At 71.1% G+C, this 26,113-nt stretch carries 28 protein-coding genes; 17 read left to right on the top strand and 11 right to left on the bottom strand.

What is annotated here, in order from left to right:
• The first annotated feature begins 43 nt into the window (after positions 1-43).
• Genes ACFY7H_RS07115 through ACFY7H_RS07100 form a run of 4 tightly spaced genes read left to right on the top strand, consistent with a single transcriptional unit; the run spans position 44 to position 2,193 of the window.
• Entirely contained in the window at positions 44-289 is a 246-nt protein-coding gene (locus ACFY7H_RS07115) for a hypothetical protein (RefSeq protein ID WP_388934291.1), read from the top strand.
• A 5-nt stretch (positions 290-294) separates the two neighbouring features.
• Positions 295-942 carry a pilus assembly protein TadG-related protein gene (locus tag ACFY7H_RS07110; protein WP_388934289.1) on the top strand — a complete coding sequence of 216 codons (648 nt, stop codon included), beginning with the start codon at positions 295-297 and terminating at the stop codon, positions 940-942.
• Between the two features lie 29 nt (positions 943-971).
• The gene (locus ACFY7H_RS07105) at positions 972-1,550 is read left to right on the top strand and encodes a hypothetical protein (RefSeq protein WP_388934286.1); all 579 of its coding nucleotides are present in this window, start codon (positions 972-974) and stop codon (positions 1,548-1,550) included.
• A gap of 4 nt (positions 1,551-1,554) precedes the next feature.
• On the top strand, positions 1,555-2,193 hold the full coding sequence (locus tag ACFY7H_RS07100) for an OmpA family protein (protein WP_388934283.1): 639 nt from the start codon (positions 1,555-1,557) through the stop codon (positions 2,191-2,193).
• A 38-nt stretch (positions 2,194-2,231) separates the two neighbouring features.
• Here the strand turns inward: ACFY7H_RS07100 and ACFY7H_RS07095 are convergent, their stop codons facing one another.
• Positions 2,232-3,911, bottom strand: a complete 1,680-nt coding sequence (locus tag ACFY7H_RS07095; RefSeq protein ID WP_388934280.1) for a peroxidase family protein — start codon at positions 3,909-3,911, stop codon at positions 2,232-2,234.
• 451 nt (positions 3,912-4,362) lie between these two features.
• Between ACFY7H_RS07095 and ACFY7H_RS07090 the strand changes: the two genes are divergently transcribed.
• Entirely contained in the window at positions 4,363-4,932 is a 570-nt protein-coding gene (locus tag ACFY7H_RS07090) for a hypothetical protein (RefSeq protein ID WP_388934277.1), read from the top strand.
• Between the two features lie 421 nt (positions 4,933-5,353).
• Entirely contained in the window at positions 5,354-5,827 is a 474-nt protein-coding gene (locus ACFY7H_RS07085; RefSeq protein ID WP_388934274.1) for a ricin-type beta-trefoil lectin domain protein, read from the top strand.
• A 62-nt stretch (positions 5,828-5,889) separates the two neighbouring features.
• Here ACFY7H_RS07085 and ACFY7H_RS07080 read toward each other — a convergent pair whose 3' ends face one another.
• Positions 5,890-7,041 carry a MerR family transcriptional regulator gene (locus tag ACFY7H_RS07080; protein WP_388934272.1) on the bottom strand — a complete coding sequence of 384 codons (1,152 nt, stop codon included), beginning with the start codon at positions 7,039-7,041 and terminating at the stop codon, positions 5,890-5,892.
• A gap of 248 nt (positions 7,042-7,289) precedes the next feature.
• The gene (locus tag ACFY7H_RS07075) at positions 7,290-7,853 is read right to left on the bottom strand and encodes a TetR/AcrR family transcriptional regulator (protein WP_388934270.1); all 564 of its coding nucleotides are present in this window, start codon (positions 7,851-7,853) and stop codon (positions 7,290-7,292) included.
• 144 nt (positions 7,854-7,997) lie between these two features.
• Between ACFY7H_RS07075 and ACFY7H_RS07070 the strand changes: the two genes are divergently transcribed.
• The gene (locus ACFY7H_RS07070; protein WP_388934267.1) at positions 7,998-8,402 is read left to right on the top strand and encodes a nuclear transport factor 2 family protein; all 405 of its coding nucleotides are present in this window, start codon (positions 7,998-8,000) and stop codon (positions 8,400-8,402) included.
• A 34-nt stretch (positions 8,403-8,436) separates the two neighbouring features.
• Here the strand turns inward: ACFY7H_RS07070 and ACFY7H_RS07065 are convergent, their stop codons facing one another.
• Positions 8,437-9,021 (bottom strand): TetR/AcrR family transcriptional regulator, encoded by a 585-nt coding sequence (locus ACFY7H_RS07065; protein ID WP_388934264.1) that lies wholly within the window; start codon positions 9,019-9,021, stop codon positions 8,437-8,439.
• 119 nt (positions 9,022-9,140) lie between these two features.
• Between ACFY7H_RS07065 and ACFY7H_RS07060 the strand changes: the two genes are divergently transcribed.
• Positions 9,141-10,721 (top strand): MDR family MFS transporter, encoded by a 1,581-nt coding sequence (locus ACFY7H_RS07060; protein WP_388934261.1) that lies wholly within the window; start codon positions 9,141-9,143, stop codon positions 10,719-10,721.
• Between the two features lie 289 nt (positions 10,722-11,010).
• Positions 11,011-11,313 (top strand): polysaccharide deacetylase family protein, encoded by a 303-nt coding sequence (locus ACFY7H_RS07055; RefSeq protein ID WP_388934259.1) that lies wholly within the window; start codon positions 11,011-11,013, stop codon positions 11,311-11,313.
• A 75-nt stretch (positions 11,314-11,388) separates the two neighbouring features.
• On the opposite strand, the gene ACFY7H_RS07050 is transcribed toward ACFY7H_RS07055, so the two are convergent.
• A complete protein-coding gene (locus ACFY7H_RS07050; RefSeq protein ID WP_388934995.1) occupies positions 11,389-12,513 on the bottom strand; it encodes a serine hydrolase domain-containing protein in 1,125 nt (374 codons plus the stop codon).
• 186 nt (positions 12,514-12,699) lie between these two features.
• On the opposite strand from ACFY7H_RS07050, the gene ACFY7H_RS07045 reads away from it, so the two are divergent.
• On the top strand, positions 12,700-13,323 hold the full coding sequence (locus tag ACFY7H_RS07045) for a hypothetical protein (protein WP_388934257.1): 624 nt from the start codon (positions 12,700-12,702) through the stop codon (positions 13,321-13,323).
• 156 nt (positions 13,324-13,479) lie between these two features.
• On the opposite strand, the gene ACFY7H_RS07040 is transcribed toward ACFY7H_RS07045, so the two are convergent.
• From ACFY7H_RS07040 to ACFY7H_RS07030, 3 genes are all read right to left on the bottom strand, one after another.
• Positions 13,480-14,778: an extracellular solute-binding protein gene (locus ACFY7H_RS07040; protein ID WP_388934992.1), complete on the bottom strand. Its 1,299-nt coding sequence runs from the start codon at positions 14,776-14,778 to the stop codon at positions 13,480-13,482.
• A gap of 295 nt (positions 14,779-15,073) precedes the next feature.
• Entirely contained in the window at positions 15,074-15,691 is a 618-nt protein-coding gene (locus tag ACFY7H_RS07035) for an SMI1/KNR4 family protein (RefSeq protein WP_388934254.1), read from the bottom strand.
• A 55-nt stretch (positions 15,692-15,746) separates the two neighbouring features.
• Positions 15,747-16,103 carry a DUF192 domain-containing protein gene (locus tag ACFY7H_RS07030; RefSeq protein WP_388934251.1) on the bottom strand — a complete coding sequence of 119 codons (357 nt, stop codon included), beginning with the start codon at positions 16,101-16,103 and terminating at the stop codon, positions 15,747-15,749.
• An 80-nt stretch (positions 16,104-16,183) separates the two neighbouring features.
• Here ACFY7H_RS07030 and ACFY7H_RS07025 point away from each other — a divergent pair, with 80 nt between their 5' ends.
• Positions 16,184-16,888, top strand: coding sequence for a prepilin peptidase (locus ACFY7H_RS07025; RefSeq protein WP_388934248.1), 705 nt, complete (start codon positions 16,184-16,186; stop codon positions 16,886-16,888).
• Between the two features lie 131 nt (positions 16,889-17,019).
• Here the strand turns inward: ACFY7H_RS07025 and mgrA are convergent, their stop codons facing one another.
• Positions 17,020-18,057 (bottom strand): L-glyceraldehyde 3-phosphate reductase, encoded by a 1,038-nt coding sequence (mgrA, locus tag ACFY7H_RS07020; RefSeq protein WP_388934246.1) that lies wholly within the window; start codon positions 18,055-18,057, stop codon positions 17,020-17,022.
• A 127-nt stretch (positions 18,058-18,184) separates the two neighbouring features.
• Between mgrA and ACFY7H_RS07015 the strand changes: the two genes are divergently transcribed.
• From ACFY7H_RS07015 to ACFY7H_RS06995, 5 genes are all read left to right on the top strand, one after another.
• Positions 18,185-18,946: an isoprenyl transferase gene (locus ACFY7H_RS07015; protein WP_388934243.1), complete on the top strand. Its 762-nt coding sequence runs from the start codon at positions 18,185-18,187 to the stop codon at positions 18,944-18,946.
• Between the two features lie 317 nt (positions 18,947-19,263).
• On the top strand, positions 19,264-20,580 hold the full coding sequence (locus ACFY7H_RS07010) for a PhoH family protein (RefSeq protein WP_388934241.1): 1,317 nt from the start codon (positions 19,264-19,266) through the stop codon (positions 20,578-20,580).
• 407 nt (positions 20,581-20,987) lie between these two features.
• Positions 20,988-21,707, top strand: a complete 720-nt coding sequence (locus tag ACFY7H_RS07005) for a transglycosylase SLT domain-containing protein (protein ID WP_388934239.1) — start codon at positions 20,988-20,990, stop codon at positions 21,705-21,707.
• Positions 21,708-21,835: 128 nt separating this feature from the next.
• Positions 21,836-23,176 (top strand): AI-2E family transporter, encoded by a 1,341-nt coding sequence (locus ACFY7H_RS07000; RefSeq protein WP_388934237.1) that lies wholly within the window; start codon positions 21,836-21,838, stop codon positions 23,174-23,176.
• Positions 23,160-23,834, top strand: a complete 675-nt coding sequence (locus ACFY7H_RS06995; RefSeq protein WP_388934235.1) for a hypothetical protein — start codon at positions 23,160-23,162, stop codon at positions 23,832-23,834. The genes ACFY7H_RS07000 and ACFY7H_RS06995 overlap by 17 nt, the downstream gene beginning before the upstream one ends.
• An 80-nt stretch (positions 23,835-23,914) precedes the next feature.
• Here ACFY7H_RS06995 and ACFY7H_RS06990 read toward each other — a convergent pair whose 3' ends face one another.
• Both ACFY7H_RS06990 and ACFY7H_RS06985 read right to left on the bottom strand, forming a co-directional pair.
• Positions 23,915-24,454: an alkyl hydroperoxide reductase gene (locus ACFY7H_RS06990; RefSeq protein ID WP_388934233.1), complete on the bottom strand. Its 540-nt coding sequence runs from the start codon at positions 24,452-24,454 to the stop codon at positions 23,915-23,917.
• A 3-nt stretch (positions 24,455-24,457) separates the two neighbouring features.
• Entirely contained in the window at positions 24,458-25,012 is a 555-nt protein-coding gene (locus ACFY7H_RS06985; RefSeq protein ID WP_388934231.1) for a peroxiredoxin, read from the bottom strand.
• Between the two features lie 135 nt (positions 25,013-25,147).
• Here ACFY7H_RS06985 and ACFY7H_RS06980 point away from each other — a divergent pair, with 135 nt between their 5' ends.
• Positions 25,148-26,095, top strand: a complete 948-nt coding sequence (locus ACFY7H_RS06980; RefSeq protein ID WP_388934229.1) for a hydrogen peroxide-inducible genes activator — start codon at positions 25,148-25,150, stop codon at positions 26,093-26,095.
• Positions 26,096-26,113 lie beyond the last annotated feature (18 nt).

Genomic DNA, 26,113 nt, shown 5'->3' with positions numbered 1-26,113 from the left:
CGTCCGCGAATCGACTGCGGAACCGGACCGGGAGGGATCCCCCATGTCGAACAACACGCTGCTGAAGGTCTCCGTCGAGGCGAAGGTACGGGTCAACGGCTGGACGGACACGACGGTGACCCGGATCCGCAAGCGCTACGCGAACCTCGACCGGGGGCAGACCGCGTTCGAGTACCTGGGCATCATCCTGGTGGTCGTGGTGATCATCGGAGCCATTGTCGGATCAGGCATTGGCTCGGAGATCACCACGAGGATCAAGGACGCAGTAAAGAACATCAAGGCCGGATAGCGTCGTTGTTCGCCAGGTGCGGTGGTGATCGAGGGCAAGCTGCCCCTGTCTACGTGGTGATGATCGTTGGCCTTCTCTTTTCCGCGCTCGCCCTTTTCGTCATCGGGCAGGCCTCGGTCACGCGCAGTGATGCGCAGGGTGCTGCGGATGCGGCGGTGCTGGCTGCGGCCCAAGAGGCCAGGGACCACTTGCTGCCGGGGCTGATCCTTGCTGAGCTGCAGCCGGAGGAGTGGGAAGCGATCCTCAAGGGGCGCCGGTTCGACTACACAGGAGCCTGTGGGCTGGCTGCCAAATTTGCTGCGAGCAATGACGCCACGGCGACATGCGTTCCCAATGGTCTCAGCTTTAAGGTCACCGTCGAGACGAACGGAACCGTTGGTAGTTCGGTCATTCCGGGAACCGAAGCCATGCGTGGAACCGCTGATGCCATCGCGGTGATCGAACCCCGCTGCCGCCTGGGGGCTCTCCCGGAACCTACTCCAGCGCCTTCGCCGACTTCTACGGTGAGTCCCCCGCTGCCTGAAGGTAAGCCTAAGCCCGCGTCCGTGAAATTTCAGTGTAAGGGGGGGGAAGAAATCGTCTTCGACCCCTCGAAACCCGATCCTTGGCGCGCGTTGGGGAGAAGCCTCTTCGATGTGCGACTGACCGATTAACAGCGAGCGACTGACAAGGAAGCAGCCACATGAGCATGCGGCAAACGTTGAAGGCGCGCGGGGGAGCGACCGCCGCGGTTGCAGCGGTCTTGGCCCTCACGTTGGCCGGGTGTGGTGGAGGTGGCGACGACAAACCGAAGTCTCCTGAGAAGCCTGCTTCACCGCCGGCTCAGGGAGCGGCGGCGTCGAATAAGGGGCCGAGCCCGGAGCCTACCGAAGTGATTGCAACCCTCAGCGGAGAGGCCGGAATGTCTCTGGTGATCAACTCGGTGCGACGAGATTCCGGTGGCTTCGTCACGGTCAATGGACAGATCAAGAACGCTGGTAGCCAGTCATTCACTCGGACTTCAGATTGGCGTGGGATCGAATTGAAGGGCAGTGGAGAGTCCGTGGCGGGGGCAACCCTCGTCGACAAGGTGGGAAAGAAGCGCTACTACGTCCTTCGGGACACCGAGTCCAGGTGCCTGTGTACGACTGGTATTTCCAGCGTTGATGCCGGCAAGGTCGTTCCCTTCTTCGCTCAGTTCCCAGCGCCTCCAGCCTCCACCAGCGAAGTAGAATTTAGCCTCCCCACCTTCACCTCGGCCACCGTCAAAATCTCCGGGTGACCCCATGACCAAACGCCACCGCGTAGCCGCCGCCACAGCCGTCGCCGCCCTCGTCATCGCCGGGACCCACCTCATCGGCGCGACAAGCGCCCACGCCGACGACCCGAAGCCTTCCGTACCCCCCGGCACGGAGCCGTCGGCCGCCGCGCCCGTGCAGGTCGACCCGAACGCCCCGGGCCTCAAGATCCCCCAGGGCGGCACCCTCGCGCCGATCAAGGTGCTCGACATCGCCGAAGTCGTCGAAGACCTCGGCGGTGAGCAGCGCCGCCAGGAGACCAACCAGAACGTGATGATGGCCCTGCAGTCCGAGGTCCTCTTCCCGGAGAACAGCGCCGTCTTCAACGCCCAGGCCGCCTCCCGCATCCAGGCCATCGCGCAGGAGATCAACACCCAGAAGGCCACCCGCATCCGCGTCTTCGGCTTCACCGACGACCAGGGCAGCTACGAGCACGGCAAGGAGCTCTCCAAGCAGCGCGCCGACGCCGTCCAGGCCGAGCTGGCCAAGACCGTCACCAGCCCCGGCGTCACCTACGACGTCCGCGGCTACAGCGAGGACTACCCGATCGCCGACAACAGCACCGAAGAGGGCCGCAAGAAGAACCGCCGCGTCGAGATCACCTTCCCCCGCGGCGCCGCCGGCTAGGTATAAAACTGCCGGACGCCCGACGCGCGGGGAGCCCGTCACACCGGCAAGTGGAAGACGTCGTCCTGGATGTTCGAGATCTGCGTGTTCCGCTTGATCACGTCCGACATCCTCGTGCTCTTGACCGCGGCCACCTCGGCCGGCGTGAGGGCCGGGTCGTTCTCGAACCAGAGCCGGTCGCCGGCCCGGGTGCGGGTGAGCTGGTCGGTGATGACCGCAGTGAACAGCGGACCGAACGCCGTGCCGGGCACGTGCGGCTCCGCCAGCCCGCCGATCAGCGGGTCGACCAGGCAGACGTCGCCGTACGCGGCGCTCAGCTTCGCCTGTACCGCCGGGTCCGGCGTCAGCTCGGCGAACGTGCGGCGCGGGGGCAGCCCGTACGCCTCGCGGCACCGGTTGTAGTCCGGGATCCCGTGGTCGCGGGCGCGCTGGATGTCCACGGCCACCAGGTCCAGCGGCGGTGCGCCGGTCAGCTGGATGCTGCGCATCGCCTCGATCACCGAGACGTCGACCTCCTGCATGATCTGCGACGCGAAGCCCTTGAACACCGGCCCGATGCCGTACTCGTTGACGATGCCGATGTTGAGCAGCGCCTTGGCATGCGGCACGGTCCGCAGGACTTTGCCGTAGTCGTCCACGATCAGCAGGTCGGGGGAGAGCATCGAGTGGCCGAACCGGAAGCCGAACGTGGCGAACTCGGCGCTCATGGTGGGGTCCACGCGCGGGTCGTAGCCGGCGTACGGGGCGATCGCGTTCGGGCCCAGGATCGCCGGGACGAACTCCTGGAAGGTGATCGCCCCGATCAGCGCGCCGACCCACTTGCGGGCGTGCTGGTAGACCTGCTCGGCCGTGGCCGTGGGGCGCTCGGCGGCGATCCGCGCGGCCAGCCGGTTGTGCTCCCGGACGAACAGCGTGTGGATGCTCATCAGGCCGTACCCGGTGTTGGCCCGCTCGTCGCCGGCCAGGAAGAATCCGGCCGCCGGCCCGACCGTCTGGTTGAACAGTCCGGCCGTGTTCAGCGGCAGGGCCGGACCGTCAACGCCGGTGCTGGTCTTCAGGGCGCTGGTGTAGACCGCTATCGGCCCGAGGTTCTGGACGGCTCGCAGAGCCGCGGCGCGGCCCTCGTCCGGGCCGTACACCTGGCTGGCGTCGAAGTACGAGTTGGAGCCGTCGAGCTGCTGCCGCGGGTTGCGCCGTCCGGTACCGGTGGACGGGTCGTACGCCGAGCGCGTGAGGGGGATCTGGCTGCCCGGCGGGAACGCGGTGTCGCCGGCGGGCACGGGGATGCCGATCCTCTCCAGTGGATCCGCGGCCCCGATGAGGTTGACGTCGTGGTTGAGGAACTGCCCCCACATCCAGGTCAGGTCCGTCAGGCGCTGGGCGTTGAGGGTGTCGGCCTCCTGCCGGCAGACGATGTTGCTGACGGCCCGGGCGCTCGGCCGCCCGGCGCCGGCCGGGGCGCTCACGCCGTCGTCGTACCCGACGGGGGCGCGTCGCAGGAAGGCCGCGCCGGCGGCCCCGCGCGCGGGGTGTTCGAGGTTGTTGCCGTAGCCGCTCACGGACCGGTTCACCGGCGGGGCGGGCGCTGCCGCCGTGCCGCCGCCGGCCCGGACCGAACCGCCTTCGTCCTCGACGGCGGCGCTCGCGGTGCTGTCCGGCGCGGCCGCGCCGGACAGCGGCACGGCGCGACGACCGTCCTTGGCGTTGAATCCTTCCATCGGGGATCCTCCGGAGGGTGCTGAAGGGCGTGAGCCTGATCGGCCGGACGGCTCCTGGCGGCCCGGCCGGGCGATTCCCACCGCGGCGCTCCTGGATCCCGTGCGGCCGGGATGACGGCCCTGCGACTCCCGGATGGCGACGACCTCAGGGGAACGGCAGCTACTACGACGCTACGTCCACCCGCGCCGGGCGGCGAACGGTGGGCATACGGGGATACCGGGCGAGGGCGCGGGCGCGGGGCGCCGCCGGAGCCGGCCGAGCAGGTGATCGGCCTTGCCGGACTGATGTCCCTCCCGGGAACCCGGTGGCGCGACGCGGACCTGGGCCGTGCTGCCGCAGCGCTGACGTTTGTCACTTTCGTCCCGCGCGAATTCCCCTGACGCTGGAGGGAGATGACCGAGGGGAAGGGGTGGGTGCCGCGTGACCGCGACGGGCCGGGGGACAGGGACGGTGACGGCCAGGCCGAGCTGGGGCGGGATCGTGCGGGTGTGGGTCCGGTCGCTGGGGGACGTACTGCTGCGGCGCCCGGCCGCGCAGGGGGTGAGGCATTCGTCCGGGGTGCGGCAACTGCTGCTGACCCTGGCCGTGATGGAGGCCGTGACCGGGTTCCTGCTGTCCTCGATGCTGCCGCCCCCGGTCCGGCCCGTGCACGCGGCGGTGGAGGTGCTGCTGGTGCTGGCCGGGTTCGCCCTGGTGGCCACGCTGCTCCGGCACCCGCACGAGGTGGACGCGGAGCGGCTGGTCCTGCGGACCGGGTTCCTCGGGGACGTGACACTGCCGCGCTCGGCGGTCCGGTCCGTGTCGCCGGTGGTGCGTACCGTGGACGGCCGGGGGCCGCGTCCCGTTCCGGGCGAGCCGGAGGCGGTGGCCTGCTCGGTGAGCGATTCCCTGGAGGTCGCCGTGCACCTGGATCCGCCCGTACGCCTCGACCTCGGTGCCGCCGGGGTGGTCGACGCCAGGACCGTGTACGCCTCGGCCGACTCCCTCCCCGCCCTTTCCGCGGCCCTCCGGGCGGCGTAGGAATGCCCTCCCGATTTAACCGATATGTGTTCGGCTCGATATCGCGCCCGCCGTCGAGACGCGGTGTAGCGGGAATTCCGGGTGAGGAACGTTTCGGCATATCGGCGGCGCGACTGGAAATCGGGTCCGCCCTGCGCAGGGGTGTGGCGCAGGGCGGACCCGGCGTGTCGACCATGGATTTTCGGCCATTATGGCAGGTGGGCGGGGCGGCTGTTGTGTGCCCGTAAGGGAGTCGATTCGCCAGTCGAGGGTCATCGGATGATCTGCCGACTGCTCGTTGCGGGTGGAGTGGTCGTCCCATCCAATTGACCGGCCGGTGATCGCTGATATCAATTCGGTGTGCTCGTAATCGAGCCGGATGACTCCCTCTTTTTGGCTTGAGTGAACCACTCCTGCCTGCGTCGAGAAGGGAATCCGCATCATGGCAACCGCCCTCCGCAAGACGCTCGCCCTCACCGCGCTCGCCCTGACCGCCTGCCTCCTGCCGGCCGGCGGGGCGGCGGCGGGAACCGTCCAGCAGGCCGCGGTCCCCGGCCGGTACTGCCTCGCCAACACCTGGGGGACCGCCGACATCTCCTCGAAGCCGTGTGATGCCGCCGACCGGGGCCAGCAATGGACCCTCTCGGGCCATCAGATCTCCCTCACCGACGCGCGCGGCTACTGTCTGGCCAACAACTGGGGCACCCCGGACGTCTCGACGAAGCCGTGCAACCCCAACGACCAGGGGCAGTACTGGAACGTCTCGGGTCAGAAGATCTCCCTCGCTTTCGCCCCGGGGTACTGCCTCGCCAACGCCTGGGGAACCCCGAAGATCACCACGAAGCCCTGTGACGCCGCCGACCGAGGGCAGAACTGGGTGGTCTTCAACAACCTGATCAGCCTGGCCCTCGGCTGATCCCCGCTCCCGCTCCCGCGCCCGGGACTGCCGGAGCAGCCCCGGGAGCGGGACGGCCTGGTTCAGTCCTCCACGCGCACCGGCATGAGCAGCGAGTACGTCTCCTCGTCGTCGCTCCGGCGGACCGTCAGGGGCGTGGTGCCCGTGCCGGCCTCCAGGACCAGGCGGTCCCGGTCCCCGGCGGCCAGGGCGTCCAGCAGGAAGGCGCGGTTCACCCCGATGCGGTCCCCGGCCCGGTCCCCCGTCCCGTCCACGATCCGGTCCCCGGTCCCGTTCCCCGCCGAGAGCTGGGCGCAGACCGTCGCCGTGCCCCCGTCCGTCACCTCCAGCACGCTCACGTCGTACGCCGCACCGTCCTGCTCCCGCACCTGGCTCCGCACCGTCCCGCCACGCAGGGCCTCCCGGAACGCGGCGACGTCCACCACGGCCCGGCGCCCGGCGGGCAGCCGTACGAGCCGCCGGTAGTCGGGGAAGCCGTCCCCGGCGCACCGCCCGCCCGCCTGCCGCTCCCCGGCCTCCAGGACCACCCTGTCCCCCTCGATCGCCAGTTCCACGGGCCCGCCGTCACCGAGCAGCGCCCGCATCGCGTCGACCAGCGGGGACGGGACGACGGCCTGGACGCGCGAGCCGTCGTACTCCGCGGAGCCGGTGATCCCGGTCCCCGAGACGGCCAGCCGGTAGCGGTCGGTGGCCACCACCCGCAGCGTTCGGCCCTCGATGTCGAAGAGGACCCCGCCGAGCATCGGCAGTTCCGGATCGGTACTCGCCGCGAACCGGACCGCGTCCAGCGCGGCGGCCAGTGCGGGTCCGGACAGGGTCAGGCGGACGGTGCGGGTGTCGGCGGAGGCCGGAATCATGGTGATCTCCCTGGAATCGAGAAGGGCACGGACCATGGAGAACTCGCTGCGCGCATCGGAAAGCCCCCGCTCCAGCCGGAGCAGGTGCTCCCGGAGCAGCTTCAGCACCAGCGCGGTGTCGCCCCCGGCCCAGCCGGCGGTCACCAGCCGGATGTCGGCCAGCGGCATCCCGGCCCGGCGCAGACGGGCCAGCAGGCGCGCCTCCTCCAGTTGGCCGGGCCCGTACCAGCGGTACCCGCTCACCGGATCCACCCGGTCCGGGACCAGCACCCCGGCGCCGTCGTAGAACCGCAGCGCGCTCACGCCCAGTCCGCTGTCCCGGGCCATCTCGCCGATACTGCGCATCTCGTTCCCCACGCCCAGCACTCTGATCCCTCCACCAGGTCGAGGGTCAAGCCTCTCCGGAGCGGCGGGTCAGCGGCCGGGGTCCTCCGGTCCGAGGACCCGCATGGTGCCGGCCCCCTGGTGCCACGACCAGCAGAACGCTCCCGGCTTCCGGACGCGCATCCTCGTCGTGGATTCCGCTCCCCGGACGTTCAGGTGATGGCCCGTGCTGAACACCACCCGCAGGGCGTGCACGGCAACTTCCGCCCGGCCGGGGGCCGTTACCGGCTCAGGGCACTACGTCCGCCCCGGTCCCGCGACGCCTCCAGCAGCCCAAGGGCCGCCTCGCGCGCCCGCAGGGCCGGTTCCGGGCCCGGGTTCAGGGCGGCCACCACCGTGGCGCCCTCGGCCAGGATCAGGAGCTGGTCCGCGAGGGCGGGGGAGTCGGTGAGGGTGCCCAGCAGGGAGCGCAGCTCCGCCTTGTGGCGGCGTACGACGTCCAGCACGGCGGCGGGGCCCGTGCCCAGTTCCCCGTACGCGTTGAGGAAGGCGCAGCCCCGGAAGTCCGGCTCCGAGAACCACCGCGCCAGCCAGTCGAAGACGGCCGGCACCGGCTCGGCGGCCGCCGTCACCGCCTCCCGCAGGCTGGCGGTCCAGCGGGCGTCGCGCCGCTCCAGGTAGGCCGCGACCAGGGCCTCCTTCGCGGGGAAGACCCGGTAGAGCCGCTTCAGCGGTACGCCCGACTCCGCGCGGATGCGGTCCATGCCGACGGCCTGGATGCCCTCGGCGTAGAACAGCGCCTCCGCGGCGTCGAGCAGCCGGGTGCGGGCCTCTTCATCGTCCATGGGGTGAAGGGTAGTTGAGGACCGCTTGCGGCGAGAACGCTCGTTCTCTACTTTGAGAACAAGCGTTCTCCGAGCTGTCGTACGAGCTGTCGTGCGAGCCGTCGTCCGCGCCGCTTCCGCGCTGCCTTCCGAGAGGAACCGCCCATGCTCACGCCCCCGTTCACCGAGGAGACCGCCCGCGCCAAGGTGCGGGCCGCCGAGGACGCCTGGAACACCCGCGACCCCGACCGGGTCGCGCTCGCCTACTCCGAGGACTCCGTCTGGCGCAACCGCGACCGCTTCCTCACCGGCCGCGCCGAGATCCGCGCCTTCCTCGCCGAGAAGTGGCGGCGCGAGCTCGACTACCGCCTGCGCAAGGAGCTCTGGGCGTACACCGGCAACCGGATCTCCGTCCGCTTCGAGTACGAGTGGCACGACGCGGACGGCCGGTGGTGGCGCAGCCACGGCAACGAGCAGTGGGAGTTCGACGACGACGGCCTGATGCGCCGCCGCGAGGCCAGCGTCAACGACATCCCCATCGAGGAGTCCGAACGGCGGCTCCGCCCCTGAGGTCCCCTGAGGCCCGCGGGCCCGCCGCCCGCGGCTACGGCTCGCCGTGGTGGGCCCGGGTGATCAGGTCCGTCGCGACCTCCAGGGCCGCCAGCCGGGTCTCCTCCGGGTCCCCTTCCACGTGCTGGAGGAACATCATCCCCGCGTGCAGGGTGAACAGGGCGCTCACGCACCGCACCTGGTCCGTGAGCGGGCCCTCCTCGTTGCGCAGGAGTTCCACCAGGGTGAACAGCCGGCGCTTGACCGTCTCCCCGATGCTCAGCTCGCGCATGGTGGCCTGGTTCTCCTGCATGAAGCGGTACAGCTGCGCGCCCGCCGCCATGGCCTCGCTGTAGCGGCGCAGGACTTCCCGCTTGGTCTCCAGCGTCGGCGGCTGCCCCTGCGCCCACTCGATCAGCTCGTCGATCGGACGCGTCAGGTCCTCGAAGACGCTGATGATGATGTCTTCCTTGGTCTTGAAGTGGTAGTAGAGCGCCGCCTTGGTGACGTCCAGCCGCTCGGCGATCTCCCGCAGCGAGGTCTTCTCGTACCCCTGCTCGGCGAAGAGCTCCAGTGCGACGTCCTGGATGCGCTGGCGCGTGTTGGCACGGCGCGGCTGCTGCGGACCGGTGCTGGACATGGCTCTCCCGAGTACTTACTTGACGCCCGGCTAGTGACGGGTCTACCTTCCCCATTGTAGTGAACTAGCCGGGCGGCAAGTAAGTGCCCGGTGCGGTTGCGTGTGAGCGGGGAGTGGACATGGCGGAGAACATCGCAGGGGCAGCCGGCGCCGGGGAGGTGAAGCCGCGCAGCGTACGCGTCGTCCTGATGGCCCTCATGATCGCGATGCTGCTCGCCATGCTCGACAACATGATCATCGGTACCGCGATGCCGACCATCGTGGGAGAGCTCGGCGGCCTCGAACACCTCTCCTGGGTGGTCACGGCCTACACCCTGGCCACGGCCGCCTCCACGCCGATCTGGGGCAAGCTCGGCGACATGTACGGGCGGAAGGGCTCCTTCCTCACCTCGATCGTCATCTTCCTCGTCGGCTCGGTGCTCAGCGGCATGGCCCAGGACATGGGCCAGCTGATCGGCTTCCGCGCCGTCCAGGGCCTGGGCGCCGGCGGCCTGATGGTCGGCGTCATGGCGATCATCGGCGACCTGATCCCGCCCCGTGAGCGCGGCAAGTACCAGGGGATGATGGCCGGCGTGATGGCCCTCGCCATGATCGGCGGCCCGCTGGTCGGCGGCACCATCACCGACCACATGGGCTGGCGCTGGTCCTTCTACATCAACCTCCCGCTCGGCGCCGTCGCCCTCGTGATGGTGAGCGCGGTGCTGCACCTGCCCAAGAAGAAGGCCCAGGGCAAGATCGACTACCTCGGCGCGGCCCTGCTGACCGTCGCCATCACCTCGGCCGTCCTCGTGACGACCTGGGGCGGCACCGAGTACGCCTGGGGCTCCGCCGAGATCATCGGCCTGAGTGCGGTCGGTGTGCTGTCGACCGCCGCGTTCCTCTACGCCGAGACCAAGGCCGCCGAGCCGGTCATGCCGCTGCACATCTTCCGCAGCCGCAACTTCACGTTGATGTCGGTGATCGGCTTCCTCGTCGGCTTCGCCATGTTCGGCGCCGTGCTCTACCTCCCGCTCTTCCAGCAGTCCGTCCAGGGCGCCTCCGCCACCAACTCCGGCCTGCTGCTCCTGCCCCTGCTGCTCTCGATGATGGCCGTCTCGCTCGTCGCGGGCCGCGTCACGACCAGCAGCGGCAGGTACAAGGTCTTCCCGATCGCCGGCGGCGCCCTCATGGTCGTCGGCCTGTTCCTCCTCGCCACCATGGACACGGGTACCTCCCGCCTGGTCTCCGGCCTCTACATGGCCGTCCTCGGCGCCGGTCTCGGCTTCCTGATGCAGATCACCATGCTGGTGGCGCAGAACAGCGTCGACATGAAGGACATGGGCGTGGCCTCCTCCTCGGCCACCCTCTTCCGCACCCTCGGAGGCTCCTTCGGTGTGGCGCTGATGGGCTCCCTGTTCACCTCGCGGGTCACGGACACCATGTCCGAGCGGCTCGGCCCGCAGGCAGCCGAGGCCGCGGGCTCCGCCCAGCTGGACGCGGCCGGCCTGGCCAAGCTCCCCGAGGCCGTGCGCGACGCCTACCAGCACGCGGTCGCCGCCGGTACGCACTCGGCGTTCCTGCTGGGCGCGGCGATCGCCGTACTGGGCTTCGCGCTCGCCTGGTTCGTCAAGGAGGTCCCGCTGCGGGGCGCCGGCCCGGCCCCGGCCGACGGCGGGTCCGCCAAGGCCGCGCAGGCCCCGCAGGACTCCCTCGCGCACTGAGCCCCCTGCCTGCCGGTGAGGCGGGTGCGGTCCGGGAACTCCCGGACCGCACCCGCCTCTTCCGTGCCCGCCGGAGGCCCGTCCGGGGCCCCAACCGCCGGGAGGCCCCCCGGCCCGGGAAGACCGCGGGCCGGACCGGTACCGGCGGCCCCGAGGGCGCCGGCGGGCCCGGGGCCGCACCGGCAGGGCTGCCCGACGGCATCGCCCGTGCCTCCGAGGCCGGCGGCCACGCCGTCGACATCACCATCGACGACGGCCCCCACCCCCGCTGGACCCCCGGATCCTGGACGTGCCGGCCCGGTACGGCGCGAAGGCCGTCTTCCGCGTGATCGGCCCACAGGCCAAGGCCCACCCCGACCCGGTCAAGAAGGTGGCCGCGGCCGGCCACCGGCTCTGCGACCACTCCACGGACCACGACACGTCCATGGACAAGAAGCCCGTCGCCTCCAGCAGGCGCAGACCCTCGACGCGAAGAAGCCGATCGGGGAAGCCGCCGGCGGCGCCGAGGTCCAGTACTACCGGGCGCCGGGCGGCGCCTTCACCCCCGACCGCCGGCGGATCGCCGCCCTCGACCAGGTCCTGGCCTGGCTGAACGAGCAGGGCCGGCCCACCTGTCTCCCGGTACGCACCGCCCCCCGACCCCTCCTGACGTGCCGCCCGCCCGGCCCTACAGCGCCCCCGCCACCTTCAGCACCGCCGCCGCCAGCGGGCCGTTCTCCGGGGCCGTGCCGCCCGGGAAGCCGAAGCGGCGGCGCGTGTACCCGTACGCGATCCCCGTGACCGGATCGGCGAAGCCCAGCCCGCCCGCGGCGCCGCAGTGCCCGAAGGCCTCCGGGCCCACGGCGTGCTGCCGCTCGAAGCCCAGCCCGAAGTGGTCGGTCTCCGAGGTGACCGCGTCCGTGCCCGGGGTGTGCGGCCGGGCCACGTCGGCCACGGTCTCCGGGGTCAGCAGCGCCGGAAGGCCGTTGAGCCCGCCGATCGCCGCGGCGTACAGGGCCGCCACGCCGCGCGCCGTGCCGATGCCGCCGGCCGAGGCGGGGCCGAGGGCCTTCACCTTCGGGTGGTTGGCGTACGCGACCACGTCCATCGGCGGTTCGTGGTGCTGGTTGAAGGCGATCCGCATCATCTCGGGCATCGCGCCGGCCGCGAGCACCTCCGCCTGCGCGGGCGTCGGCAGCATTTCCAGGACCGGCTTCCAGCGGCCCGCGAGCCCCTCCGGCAGCCCCATGTACAGGTCCAGCCCGTACGGCGCCCGCACCCGCTCCTCGTAGACCTCCTGGAGGGAGCGGCCCGTGGCCCGCCGCACCACCTCGCCCGTCAGCGCGCCGATCACGAAGGCGTGGTAGCCGTACGCCGTGCCGGGCTCCCAGAACGGCTCCTGCCCGGCCAGCCGGGCCGCGACGAACGCGTCGTCCGCGACCTCCTCGTACGAGAAGCCCTCGTCGGTTCCGATCAGCCCGGAGCCGTGCGCGACCAGCTGCCGCACCGTCAGCCGCTCCTTGCCGTGCCCGGTGAACTCCGGCCAGTACGCCGACACCGGGCGCTCCAGGTCCAGTACGCCCTCCTGCGCCAGCAGCGCCACGACCAGGTGCGCGGCGCCCTTGGTGATGGAGAAGACCCCGCTGAGGGTGTCGCCGTCGGTGTCCTCGCCGCCCCACAGGTCCACCACGGTCCGCCCGTGGTGGCGGACCGCCAGCTGGGCCTCCGGCGGGTTGGGCTCCAGCGCCACGAAGGTCTCGAACGCCTCCCGGACCGTCTCCCAGCCCGCCGCGGTCGTCCCGTTCACCGTCACACCCATGCCGTCCCCCGTACCGTTCGCGGACCGTCCGTCCGTCGGGCACAGACAACCAGAGTCGCGCGGAGGGCATTCCGGCCCGGCAGCGGAGTTCGTCACCTGCGCGTCCGCCGGCCGTTCCCGTACGGGTGAACGCGCGCGCGGCATCGTTCCGGCCCGACGCGGGGGCCCGTTGGTCCGGGCATGAAGCGCACTCGCACCGCCGCCCTCACCCTCGCCGCGGCCGCCGCGGCCGTCGCCCCCGCCCTCGGCCAGGCGTCCGCCACCGCCGCACCGGGCACCGGGTACCTCCAGGACCCGGCCGGGGGCGAGCACGAGATGAAGTCCCTGTGGACCAAGGACCAGAAGCACAAGCTGGAGGGCCAGGTCCGCTTCCACCCCGGGATCCAGTACGAGACGGTCTCCCGTCCCGCGCTCCCCGGCGACCCGAGGGACGAGCGCCGGGTCGCCGACCCGGACACGCTGTCCTGGATGCCCTCGTACGAGTTCGCCTGGGCCGTGTCCGACGTCCTGGTGAACAAGGGCCTGACCACGAAGAACGGCAAGCACCCGATCGTCGTGCGCGCCGTACTGCGCGACGCGCGCGGGACCGCGCGGGCTGAGGTGGAGCAGGAGCTGACGGGGCAGCCGGCGACGGGGCGTCAGAAGGTCGCGGGCGGCAAGCGCATCCCGTGCGACACCGGTCGGTACACGGTGGAGTGGTCGGTCACGCGCACCCACTACGGGACGCTGACGGGCACGCTGCGCTGGGACTCCGGCTGCGAGCGCTACCGCACGGCGTTCTCCGGGAAGAACGGCCCGGCGTAGCACGGCGGGAGAAAGCGGAGGAGGCCTGTCGCCCCGCGCACCTTGTGGGTGCTCGGCGGGCGACGGGGCCACGGCCTTGGATCAAGCGCCGTGAGCCATTCTGCCGTACGGGATGGGGCGCGGCAGGGAGGCGGAGGTCCCTGGTGCGGGGGACCTTCAGCGCTTCTTCTTAGAGGCGGCGCCCGCCCGGGCGGCGATGTCCTCCAGGACCGCCTTCGGGTCGCCGCCCGGCTCCACGGCCCGCCCGATGCTGCGCTTGATGGTGTCGCTGACCGTCACCCAGGCCGGGTCGTTGACCGGGTAGAGCTGCGCGCCGCGCAGGGCGGTCAGGAACTGCTCGTCGTTCTTGTCGAGGCCGCCGCCTGCGGGGGTGCGGGAAGCGGTGACCGTCGAGGGCAGCAGGTGGTAGCGGCCCGCGAAGTCCGCCAGGTTCTTGTCCTGGTAGACGAAGTCGAGGAACCTGCCGATCTCCTCGCGCTTGCCGTTCTGCTTGAACGCCATCATCCAGTCGGCCACGCCCACGGCCGGCGGGGTCTCGCCGGTGCCGAGGTACTCCGAGACCGGCATGGCCACGGTGCCGACGGTGATGCCCTTGGCACGCGCCTCGTGGGAGAGCGACGGGTAGCCGTTGAGCATGCCGACCTCCCCGCGGAGGAACGCCGCGAAGGCGTCGGCGCGGTTCAGCTGCGAGGGCGGGACCGGACCGGTCAGCCCGGGGCCCACCAGCTGCTCCTTCAGCCACTTGAAGGTCTGGATGTTCTGGTCCGAGGCGAGGCTGTAGTTGCCGCTGCTGTCGGCGTAGCCGCCGCCGTTGCCCAGCTCCCAGATCATCGCCTCCGCGTGTGCCTCCTCGGGGCCCAGCGGCAGGGCGTACGGGTACCGCACGCCCTTGGCCTTGAGCGCCGTCGCGGCCGCCTTCAGGTCGGTCCAGGTCTTGGGCTGCCAGGACGTCGAGCCGTCCCTGGGGATGATGCCCGCGTCGGCGAACAGCTTGGTGTTGTAGAAGAGCAGCCGGCTGCTCGCCACGAAGGGCAGGCCGTAGAGGGTGTTGCCGACGGACCCGGCCTCGGCGAGGGGCTGGAGGAAGTTCGCCTCGGCGGTGACCGAGAGCAGTTCCTCGGCGGAATACAGCTTGCCCTGGGCGGCGAAGTCCGAGTAGGAGCCCATGAGGGCCATGTCGGGCGCCTTGCCGGCGTCGACCATACGGGAGACCTCGCGGTCGATGTCGGCCCACGGCATGAGCTTCACCTCGACCTTGATGTCGGGGTTGGCCTTGGTGAAATCGGCCGTCACCTTGTCCCAGAAAGCCTTGGAGCTGTTGGCGGAGTTGTTGCCGTATTCGGCGGCGACCAGGCGCAGCGCATCGCCGTCTTCGCCGTCGCCGGAGGAACTTCCGCAGCCGGACAGCGGTATCAGCAGGCCGAACACGGCTGCTGACGCGGCCGCGCCGAACATTCTTCTTCGCACGGGTGGATACCCCTGATTTTCTTTTGAGTCCCGTTGTTACTTATAAGTTGCTCCGGGCTGGGGTGTCCCGCCGTGGCCCGTCTGGCCGGAATTCTCTCCTGAAGGCGGTGGGTTCGATTCCATCGGGTAGGCAGTTGTGTCGGTTGCTCCAACCATTGCTTTTCCCATTTGTGTTTTCCGATATGGGGCTCCCCGGCGGACGCGCGTAGACATACGGAAAAGCCCGTTTCCGGCAGGGAAACGGGCTGGGGTGCTTTTCCGGCGGCGCGTGCCGGCCGGGGGCCTAGTCGGCGAAGTCGCCGGCGTAGGGATCGGGCTCGCCCGTCTCCGGGTTGCGGCCCTCCTGCCAGCGGCGCTGGGCCTTGCGCCAGTGCACGAAGCTGAGGTGGCCGCCGTCCCAGAAGGTGATGCCGACGGGGCTCACGTCGAACTCGTCCGAGCACAGCCGCAGCAGGAATTCGGCCATGCCGTACGGGTAGACGGCGAAGGCGTCGGCGGTGTGCCGGCCCGCGACCAGCACCGGCCACCGGTCGGGGTCGGGGTCGGTGGTGAGCCAGCACAGGATGTCGGCGCCCGCGGTGACCCCCCAGGCGATGATCGACTCCGGGTCCACGTCGAAGGCGGCCCGGCCGCCCCCCGCCTCCCACGCCTGCCGGGCGTTGGCGGTCTCCTCGGCCATCTCCGCCGGGTCCCACTGGAGTCCGGGCTTGGGCAGCGGCAGCAGGATGCCGGCCTCGCCGTTGATGGAGCCGGCGCCGAAGCGCCCCATGAAGGCCACGTAGTCCGCCGGGAACCGGGTCCCCCAAACCGCCTCGGCCGTCTGCCAGTCGATGTCCTCGTCGGCGCCGTGCGTCGCCGGCATGATCTGCTCAAGCGCCTTGATCCGCGCGTTCTCCGTCATGCCGCTCCCCTGAGACCCCAGCTCAACCGCCCCAACCTACCGCCCGCGCGGCGCCTCACCCAGTCCGAGTCGAGACGGCCACCACGCTCCCCACGGCCAGGCCCCAGCCCGACATGGCCCCCGCCCCGGCCTCCAGCACGTGCCGCGAGCGCAGCCGCGGCAGGCCCAGGCGGCCCGGGGGCATGGTGGTCAGCGCGATCACGCGCATCCGGCGGTCGAGGTACGCCACGTCGATCGCGAACCGCATCCCGAAGGTGTGCACGCTCCCCGCCGGGGTCAGCAGCAGCGCCCCGTCGACGCCGTCGCGGCCGAGCAGCCCGCGGGTGCGGGCCCGGTAGGAGGCGGCGACCTCCAGGGGGATCGCCGCCGTGCCGATGCGGAGGGTGCCGGGACCGTCCTGCCAGTGCGCCATGCGGGTCACCCTAAGGGCCGTCCCCCGATGGGGTCCTGGGGCCCATCCGCGTCGCCGCGCGGCGGCCTACCGTCGGCTGGATGGGCGCACTCGTGATCATCCCCGCCGCGGCGTACGGCGCGGCCGCCGGCCTGGCTCTGCCCCGCGCCGCGTACCGGCTGTCGGTGGAGCCGGGGGAGCCCTGGCGGGGCCACTGCCCGCGGGGGCGGCCGCTGGCCGGCTGGCTGGGGCCCGCGCCCGGCTACGGGCCCCGCGCGGGCCGCCTCGCCGTCCTCACCGGCGGGGTGTGCGCCGCGCTCGGGGCGGCCGTGGGGGCCCGGCCCGAGGCGGCGGTGTTCGTCGCGCTGGCACCGGTGCTGGTGCTGCTGGCCCTGGTCGACCTCGCGGTGCACCGGCTGCCCGACGTGCTGACCCTGCCCCTGGCCGCGGTCTGCGCCGCACTGCTCGGGGCGGCCGCGCTGCTGCCGGGCGCCGCCGGGTCGTGGCGGCTCGCGCTGCTGGGCGGGCTCGCGCTCGGGGCCTCGTACCTCGTGCTCTTCCTGATCAACCCGGCGGGCATGGGCCTCGGCGACGTCAAGCTGGCGCTCGCCCTGGGGGTCCCTCTTGGGTGGTACGGGTGGGGGGTATGGGCGGCGGGGGCCTTCCTGGGGCTGCTCTATGGCGCCCTGTACGGCCTCGGCCTGGTGCTGAGCGGCCGGGCGGGCCGTGACCAGGGCTTCGCCTTCGGCCCCTTCATGGCCGCCGGAGCCCTCACTGGAGTGTTGCTGGGCGGATTCGGAGCGTAATCATCTTGCGCCGATGCACGCAGGACGCTTTACGAAGGGTTATGGTGGAACCCCCCCCTCGGGCCGGTCCGTATCCCCCCCACGGACCGGCCCGTTTTCCGTTCTCCGCACCCTCGGGCCAAAAGCGCAGGTCAGCCGCGCTGGGCCCAGATGTTGGTGCCGGGGGTGGAAACCGCGAAGGAGTCGATCTCCTTCAGTTCCTGCTCCGTGAGCGGTGCTCCGGCCAGCGCGGCGACGTTCTCCTCCAGCTGCCGGACGCTCGACGCGCCGATCAGCGCGGAGGTCATCCGGTCGTCGCGCAGCACCCACGTCAGCGCGAGCTGGGCCAGCGACTGGCCGCGCCGGGCCGCGATCTCGTTCAGCCCCGTGAGCCGGCGGACCACGTCCTGCGAGAGCAGCGACGGGTTCAGCGACTTGCCCTGGCTGGCGCGCGAGCCCTCCGGGATGCCCTGGAGGTACTTGCCGGTCAGCAGGCCCTGCGCGAGCGGCGCGAAGGAGATGCAGCCCATGCCGGCCTCCTCCAGGGTGTCCAGCAGCCCGTCCTCCTCCGTCCAGCGGTTGATCATGGAGTACGAGGGCTGGTGGATCAGAGGGCGCACGCCCATGTCCGTCAGGATCCGCGCGGCCCGCGCCGTCTGCTCCGCCGTGTACGAGGACACGCCCACGTACAGCGCCTTCCCCTGCTGGACCGCGGACGCGAGCGCGCCCATGGTCTCCTCCAGCGGGGTGTGCGGGTCGAAGCGGTGCGAGTAGAAGACGTCGACGTAGTCCACGCCCATCCGCTTCAGCGAGGCGTCCAGCGAGCCCAGCAGGTACTTGCGGCTGCCCCATTCGCCGTACGGGCCGGGGTGCATGAGGTAGCCGGCCTTCGTGGAGAGCACCAGCTCCTCGCGGTACCGCGCGAAGTCCGCGGCGAAGACCTTCCCGAAGTTCAGCTCGGCCGAACCGGGCGGCGGGCCGTAGTTGTTGGCCAGGTCGAAGTGGGTCACGCCGAGGTCGAAGGCGCGGCGCAGGATGGCTCGCTGGGACTCCAGGGACCGGTCGTCCCCGAAGTTGTGCCAGAGGCCGAGGGAGATCGCGGGGAGCTTGAGGCCACTGCGGCCCGTGCGGCGGTAGGGCATGGAGTCATAGCGCGAAGGCTCTGCCCGATAGGGATTGTTATCAGTCACGATGTCCTTGCTATCACGTAGGTCTGACCGACCGAGTTGGGTACCCGATCCCGCCGCGCAGTAATGTGGCGGACTCGGGGGAGACCGCAATTGGCACGGGGGCATTGCACGGAGGGGCTCGAAGATCGTGAAGCTGCGCGACCTGGTGTACAGGCTCTATGCACGCCGGGTGGAAGGCCGCCTCGACCATGACGCGTCGCCCAAGCACATCGGCGTCATCCTGGACGGGAACAGGCGCTGGGCCAAGGCGTCCGGAGGCACGACGGTGCAGGGCCACCAGGCCGGCGCCGACAAGATCTCCGAGATGCTCGGGTGGTGCACCGAGACGGACGTCGAGGTCGTCACGCTGTGGATGCTCTCCACGGACAACCTGGACCGGCCGGAGGTCGAGCTCCGGCCCCTGCTCAACATCATCGAGAACACGGTCCGGGGCCTCGCCGAGGACGGCCGCTGGCGCGTCCACCACGTGGGCAACCTGGACATCCTGCCCGCGCGGACCCAGACGGTGCTGAAGGAGGCCGAGCAGGCCACCCACGACGTCGACGGGATACTGGTCAACGTCGCGGTGGGCTACGGCGGCCGCCAGGAGATCGCCGACGCGGTCCGTTCGCTCCTCCTGGAGCACGCCGAGAAGGGCACCTCCTTCGAGGAACTCGCCGAGGTCCTGGACATCGACCACATCGCGGAGCACCTCTACACCCGCGGCCAGCCCGACCCCGACCTGGTGATCCGCACCAGCGGCGAGCAGCGGCTGTCCGGATTCATGCTGTGGCAGAGCGCGCACTCCGAGTACTACTTCTGCGAGGTCTTCTGGCCGGCCTTCCGCAAGGTCGACTTCCTGCGCGCCCTGCGCGACTACGCCGCCCGCCACCGGCGGTACGGCACCTGACGGGAAGCGGCTGACGCCCCCTCGGCCCCGTCCGTCCCGCGCGCGAACCCTTCACCTGGGATTCACCGAGCGTCCGTCATATGCCATGGCATGGCGGCGCTCGTTCGAGGGCATAACCCAGGCAGGTCGACGCCCGATCCACGGGTGTCGAGTCTCAGCGGACGGCACAGGGCCGTCCGCCCGGGAGGCCCTTTGCACCAGGACGCGCGTGCGGTTCGCACGGACGGATTGGAGGGCCGGAATTCGGCCCTGGCACTGGCGCCGATGACCGGTCCGGTCTTCATGGCCCGACCTCTTCCGAGGGGGTACGTCCTTCCGTGGTGACCAGCACAAAGCGCCGCCTGCCCGACAGGCGGACCTACGTCCTCGACACCAGCGTCCTGCTGGCAGACCCCAACGCGTTCTCCCGGTTCGACGAGCACGAGGTCGTGCTCCCGATCGTGGTGATCACCGAGTTGGAGGCCAAGAGGCACCATCCCGAACTCGGCTACTTCGCCCGTCAGGCCCTGCGCCTGCTCGACGATTTCCGGGTCCGCTACGGTCGCCTCGACGCCCCCATCCCGCTGGGCGATCTGGGCGGCAGCCTGCGCGTCGAGCTCAACCACTCCGACCCCGGTGTCCTGCCGGCGGGCTTCCGGCTCGGGGACAACGACTCGCGGATCCTCGCGGTCGCCCGCAACCTCCAGGCCGAGGGCTACGACGTCACGGTCGTCTCGAAGGACCTCCCGCTGCGCATCAAGGCCTCCTCCGTGGGCCTGCTCGCCGAGGAGTACCGCGCGGAACTCGCGATCACCGACGCCGGGTGGACCGGCATGAGCGAGCTCGCCCTCTCGGGGGAGCAGGTGGACCTCCTCTACTCCGAGGAACGGCTCCACGTACCGGAGGCCACGGACCTGCCCGTGCACACCGGGCTGATCCTCCAGTCCGAGCGCGGCAAGGCCCTGGGCCGGGTCACGGCCGACGGCAACGTGAAGCTCGTACGCGGCGACCGCGAGGCCTTCGGGCTGCACGGCCGCAGCGCCGAGCAGCGCATCGCCCTGGACCTGCTGCTCGACCCGGAGATCGGGATCATCTCGATGGGCGGCCGGGCCGGTACCGGGAAGTCGGCGCTGGCGCTGTGCGCGGGCCTGGAGGCCGTGCTGGAGCGGAGGCAGCATCAGAAGGTCATGGTCTTCCGCCCGCTGTACGCGGTGGGCGGGCAGGAGCTCGGCTACCTGCCGGGCGACCAGACCGAGAAGATGAGCCCCTGGGCCCAGGCGGTCTTCGACACCCTCTCGGCGGTCGCCGGGCGCGAGGTCATCGAAGAAGTGCTGGGGCGGGGGATGCTGGAGGTCCTGCCGCTCACGCACATCCGGGGCCGCTCGCTGCACGACGCGTTCGTCATCGTGGACGAGGCCCAGTCCCTGGAGCGCAACGTCCTGTTGACCGTCCTGTCCCGCATCGGGGCCAATTCGAGGGTCGTCCTGACCCATGACGTGGCCCAGCGCGACAATCTGCGGGTCGGCCGGTACGACGGAGTGGTCGCCGTCGTTGAGAAGCTGAAGGGGCATCCGCTCTTCGCCCACGTGACGCTGACCCGCTCCGAGCGCTCCCCGATCGCCGCACTGGTGACGGAGATGCTGGAGAACCTCTAAGGAGGGAAGGGGCCAAAACCCCCATACCGGGACGGTCGGTTGGCGCCGTCCGGCAAGGCGGAGGAGCCTAGCCGGGCGGCGTCCTGCTGCACAGGTGTTTTCCGAAAACAACGGGGACATCACAGGTGTGACCTTTCCCACGCAACGCGGAATTGCCCTGCGGCGTCGAGGTCCGGCAGAGTCTGTTTTCCGTCAGGCCCCGCATACGGCACACCTGTATCCCTCGTGGGATGCGCACCACAACTCCACAGCCGATGTCCGTATGCCGCCCGGTACAGCCGGCAGCCCCCGCAAGGGAGTTGCCCACGGGCCCGTGTCTCCAGTGACCTCATCACCCCGGAGACCAGTGTCGAGGGGGCACTCTTGCGACCGCGCGGTCACTGCGGACGCTGCTGGAAGGACACCGTGTGAGCCGGATCTCGGTCCGGGGGTTCGCAGTGGCTTCGGCCACCGCGGTCACCACCGTCGGCGCAGTCGTGGGCGTCGCCACTGGCGACGCCTCCTCGAACGACCTCGAGACGACCGCTTCCGGCGCGACTCTCCTCACCGACATCCCCGTCGGCGAGCAGGCCCAGGTCCAGAGCGGCACCCTGGCGCAGCAGGCCGACAGCATCGCCCACGCCGCCGACACCGACGCCAAGCGCTCGGCGGAGGAAGCCGCCCGCATCCAGGCCGCCGAGGACGCCAAGTCCAAGAAGGCGGAAGCCGAGAAGGCGGAGCAGGCGAAGAAGGCGGAGGCCGACGCCAAGCTCAAGGAGCAGCGCGAGGAGCAGGGCGAGATCGCCAGCCGCTCCGCCGCCCGCGACGCCGGTGACTTCCCGGTCCAGGGCTCCTACACGGTCGCCCAGGTCAAGGAGATCGCCCGGCAGCTGGTCCCCGCGGGCCAGTTCCAGTGCTTCTCCAACATCATCAACCAGGAATCCACCTGGAACTACAAGGCCGTCAACTCCTCCTCGGGGGCCTACGGTCTGGTCCAGGCGCTCCCCGGTTCGAAGATGGCCTCGGCCGGCTCCGACTGGCGCACCAACCCGGCCACCCAGATCAAGTGGGGCCTCGGCTACATGAACGAGCGCTACGGCAGCCCGTGCAGCGCCTGGAGCTTCCACCAGGCCAACGGCTGGTACTAGGCCCGTCCAAAGCTTCGGCACAGGGCCCGCGCACAACCTCGGGGAACCCCGCACCGTCCGACGGTGCGGGGTTCCGCGCGTGTACGGTCGTGCGAGGTGTCACCGCTGGGCGGGGGGAAAGGAACGACATGGCGAAGAGGGCAGGCTGGCTCGGCCAGCTCGGCAGCAGACTGAGCCGGATGGAAGCGGCCCTGCACGAACGGCGGGCCGAGGTCGAGGCCGAGGTCGCCGGCGAAGCGCCGCTGCCCGCCTCCCCCGTGGCCGCGCCGGTGCCGGGCGGCGCGGCACCCGGCGCGGCCGGGGCGGTGCCGCCGCCCCAGCGGCCCGAGCCGGTGACCGTCATCCCGTGGGGCGTGCGGGTCGCCGCCGAGGCGAGCTGGCGGCTGCTGCTGCTCGCGGGCATGGTCTGGGTGCTGATGAGGGTGATCAGCGAAGTCCGCCTGGTCGTGCTCGCCTTCGCGGCCGCCCTGCTGGTGACCGCGCTGCTCCAGCCGTTCGTGGTGCGGCTGCGCCGGCTCGGCCTGCCGCGCGGGCTGGCCACGGCCGTCACCGCGATCCTCGGCTTCGTCGTCATCGGGCTGGTCGGCTGGTTCGTGGTCTGGCAGGTCATGGAGAACCTCGACGACCTCTCCAACCGCCTCCGCGAGGGCATCAACGAGCTCAAGACGTGGGCACTGGACAGCCCGTTCCACGTGACCGAGAAGCAGATCAACGACATCGCGAAGAACCTCAGCGAGACCATCGGCACCAACACCGAGGAGATCACCTCCGCCGGCCTCCAAGGCGTGACGGTCCTCGTCGAGGTGATGACGGGCATGCTGCTCGCGATGTTCTCGACGCTCTTCCTGCTCTACGACGGCAAGAACATCTGGACTTGGGTGCTGGGCCTCGTCCCGGCCGCCGCCCGTCCCGGGGTCGCGGGCGCGGGTCCGCGCGCCTGGCGCACGCTGACCGCGTACGTGCGCGGCACGGTGCTCGTCGCGCTGATCGACGCCGTGTTCATCGGCCTCGGCCTGTACTTCCTCGACGTCACGATGGCCGTGCCGCTGGCCGTGTTCATCTTCCTGTTCGCCTTCATCCCGCTCGTCGGCGCCGTGATCTCCGGCGCCCTAGCGGTGGTCGTGGCGCTGGTGACCCAGGGGCCGGTGATCGCCCTGGCGGTGCTGGGCGTGGTGCTGGCGGTCCAGCAGATCGAGGGGCACGTCCTCCAGCCCTTCATCCTCGGCCGGGCCGTACGGGTCCACCCGCTCGCGGTGGTGCTCGCGGTGGCGGCCGGCGGGATGATCGCGGGCATCGGCGGGGCGGTCGTCGCGGTGCCGCTGGTGGCCGTCACCAACACGGTGGTGGTCTACCTGAGGGCCTATTCGCGCGAACGGCAACTCGGGGCCGTCTCCACCGGTCCCGGCCCGCACGGGGCCACGGCGGTGGATGCCGCCGGCGTGGAGGCCGGCGATGATCAGCGAGCCTGAGCTCGGAGGGGAGTGGGCCGACCGCCCGCCCGCGGAGTTCGCGGAGCCGCCGGAGCGCCGGGAGAGCCGCCCGCGCGCCCGCTGGCCGTGGGCGCTGGGCGGGGCCGCGCTGGCCTCCGCCGCGTGGGCGGGGACGCTGGCGGTACAGGAACGTCACTCCGCCGCCGGGCCGCCCGTCCGGTACCGGCACAGCGAACAGCTGTGCGCGGAGACACCGCTGAAGGCGGTCGGCGCGGTCGCCGGGGACCTGGGCGTGGGCATGCCGAGCCATGGCGAGAGCGCCGCGCTGGACTGGTCGCACTGCTTCTCCGTCGGGGGGCGGGGGGACGAACCCTTCACCCACGACGCGCGGGTCCTGGTCGAGCTGCACCGCGTGACGGATCCCGAGGCGGAGTTCGGCTGGGGGCCCAGCCTCAACGAGGACCTGCGCTCCCCGTCCGTGGAGCGGGAGGAGGTCCCCGGCCTGGGGGAGCGGGCGGTGTTCTCCGGGGAGGAGTCCGGGCCCCGGCTCCAGGTCCTCGACGGCGGGGCGGTCCTCACGATCCGGATCCGGTGGTGGCGGACGGGCGAGGAGGGCACCGGGCTCGACGTGGACGCGGTCAAGGCGGCGATGGCCGAGGACATGCGGGCCCTGATGGCCCGGCTGCGCGTGAGGTGACCCGCCGGGAAGCGCCGTGCCCCCGCCGCCCTTCGGGGCGGCGGGGGCACGGTGACGCACAGGAATACCCGTACGGGTGACTACTCGGCGGCGAGGGCCGCTTCGGCGTCGAGGGTGACGGCGACGGCCTGGATCACCGAGGCGATCTTGAAGGCCTCCTGGACCGTCTCACGGCCGACGCCCGCCTTGCGCAGGACCTGCTCGTGCGAGTCCAGGCACTGGCCGCAGCCGTTGATCGCGGAGACCGCGAGCGACCACAGCTCGAAGTCGACCTTCTCCACGCCCGGGTTGCCGATGACGTTCATCCGCAGGCCCGCGCGCAGCGTGCCGTACTCCGGGTCGGAGAGCAGGTGGCGCGTCCGGTAGAAGACGTTGTTCATCGCCATGACCGCCGCGGCGGACTTGGCGGCGGTGTACGCCTCCGGGGACAGCGCGGCCTTGGCCTCCGGCTCCAGCTCACGCAGGACCCGCGGGGAGCGGGCGGCGATCGCGCAGGACAGGACGGTGCCCCACAGCTGCTGCTGGGTGAGGGTGTCCTGGTTCCCGATGACCGAACCCAGGTTCAGCTTCAGGTCCTTCGCGAAGTCCGGTATGGCCGACTTCAGGGTGTCGAGGGACATCCGTCACTCACCGGCCAGCAGGGCGCCGGCGTCCAGGGTGCTGTCGCCCTTGTTCCAGTTGCAGGGGCACAGCTCGTCGGTCTGCAGGGCGTCGAGGACCCGCAGGACCTCCTTGGGGTTACGGCCCACGGAGCCGGCGGTCACCATGGCGAACTGGATCTCGTTGTTCGGGTCCACGATGAAGACGGCGCGCTTGGCGAAGCCGTCCTCGCCCTCGACGCCGCAGGCCTGCATCAGCTCGTGCTTGACGTCGGCCAGCATCGGGAAGGGCAGGTCACGCAGGTCGGCGTGGTCCTTGCGCCAGGCGTGGTGGACGTACTCGGAGTCGCCGGAGACGCCGAGGACCTGCGCGTCGCGGTCGGCGAACTCGTCGTTCAGCTTGCCGAACGCGGCGATCTCGGTCGGGCAGACGAAGGTGAAGTCGGCAGGCCAGAAAAACACCACGCGCCACTTGCCCTCGTAGGACTTGTGGTCGATCTGCGCGAACTGCTTGTCGGCCTCGAGGGAGACGCAGGCGGTCAGATCGTAGGCGGGGAACTTGTCACCGACAGTGAGCACACTCACTCCTTGCGGAATGGAAAGTGACCCTTTTGGGGGCTTTCCGAAGGGGTTGGACGGATCTCACATGCTGGCACAGCAGCATTGATTACGGAAATAGCTACTCTTGTGGTGGGTGATCGGAGGTACCTATCAGTGGCTGTCAGTAGTAGAGGACCGAAGCAGCCGACGCTGGCGCAGCTGCGCGCCTTCGCGGCGGTCGCCGAGCACCTGCACTTCCGCGACGCCGCCGCGGCCATCGGAATGAGCCAGCCCGCGCTCTCCGGTGCCGTGTCCGCGCTGGAGGAGGCCCTCGGGGTGCGGCTGCTGGAACGCACCACCCGCAAGGTGCTGCTCTCCCCGGCGGGGGAGCGGATCGCGGTGCGGGCCCGCGGCGTGCTCGACGCGCTCGGCGGGCTGCTGGAGGAGGCCGACGCGGTACGGGCCCCCTTCACCGGGGTGCTGCGGCTCGGGGTGATCCCGACGGTGGCCCCCTACCTGCTGCCGACCGTGCTCGGGCTCTTCCATCGCAGCTACCCCGGGATGGACCTCCAGGTGCACGAGGAGCAGACGGCCTCGCTGCTGGAGGGGCTGGCCGGCGGGCGGCTGGACCTGCTGCTGCTCGCCGTGCCCCTGGGCATGCCCGGGGTCACCGAACTGCCGGTCTTCGACGAGGACTTCGTCCTGCTGGCGCCCCGCGCGCACCCGCTGGCCGGGCGGCGCGACATCCCGCGCGAGGAACTGCGCGGCCTCCAGCTGCTGTTGCTCGACGAGGGGCACTGCCTGCGCGACCAGGCCCTGGACATCTGCCGCGAGGCGGGACGCGGGGCCGGAGCGGACGTCACCACCACCGCGGCGGGCCTGTCCACGCTCGTCCAGCTCGTCGCGGGCGGACTCGGGGTGACCCTGCTGCCGCGCACCGCGCTGCGGCTGGAGACGGCCCGCAACGAGCACCTGGCGACGGGCTACTTCGCCGAGCCGGCCCCCTCGCGCCGGATCGCGCTGGCCATGCGGAGCGGGACGGCCCGGCAGGAGGAGTTCCGGGCCATCGCGGCGGCGCTGCGCGAGGCGGTCCGCCCGCTGCCGGTGTGGCCCACCGACTGAGGCGGGCCGCACCGGTGG

Origin of the sequence: Streptomyces sp. NPDC012794 (genome assembly GCF_042901085.1) — a bacterium.
In the GTDB taxonomy this organism is placed as follows: Bacteria; Actinomycetota; Actinomycetes; order Streptomycetales; family Streptomycetaceae; genus Streptomyces.
This window is presented reverse-complemented; position numbering and strand designations above follow the sequence as displayed.